This is a genomic window from Neisseria sp. P0024.S006 (assembly GCF_051956595.1).
Lineage (GTDB): Bacteria > Pseudomonadota > Gammaproteobacteria > Burkholderiales > Neisseriaceae > Neisseria.
In genome coordinates this window covers 1-564 of the sequence record NZ_JBQCXH010000019.1, presented here as the reverse complement: position 1 = coordinate 564, position 564 = coordinate 1, and the positions used below count along the sequence as shown (strand labels likewise).

Genomic DNA, 564 nt, shown 5'->3' with positions numbered 1-564 from the left:
ATGACCAACCACCGCCACAAAAGCAAACACACCAACCACTCCAACACCCAAAAAAACCCCAAAAAAACACCCAGAAAAAACCCCAAAACCCACAAACAACATCACACACCAAACCACAACCCCCACAAACCGACCCACACCAAACCCAACAAAAAACACACAACAAACCACCCAACAACACCAAACACCAACACCAACAACCACCCCACACCACCTACCAACCACCCACACACACACAAAACACCAACCACCCAAAAAACACACCCCCCCCAAACCAACAACCCCCACACCAACACACCAACCAACACACCAACCCCAACCACAACCAAACCACCACCACCAAACCCCCCAAAAAAAAAACAACAACCAACAACAAAACCACCACACCAACACCCCCCACAAACAACAACCACAACACCAACAACAACCAAAAAAAAACACACCCCACTCCCCAAACCACCACCCCACCAACCACCACAACAACCACCCCAAACAAAACAAAACCCACCCCCCACCCACACCCAACACCACCAACAACAAAAAAAACACAAACCCCAACAACCA

At 49.1% G+C, this 564-nt stretch carries 1 protein-coding gene; it reads right to left on the bottom strand.

Annotated elements, in window-relative coordinates:
• Positions 1-101: 101 nt before the first annotated feature.
• Positions 102-564: hypothetical protein (locus ACTHUF_RS11045; RefSeq protein WP_440407706.1), on the bottom strand; the 463-nt coding region annotated here is incomplete at its 5' end.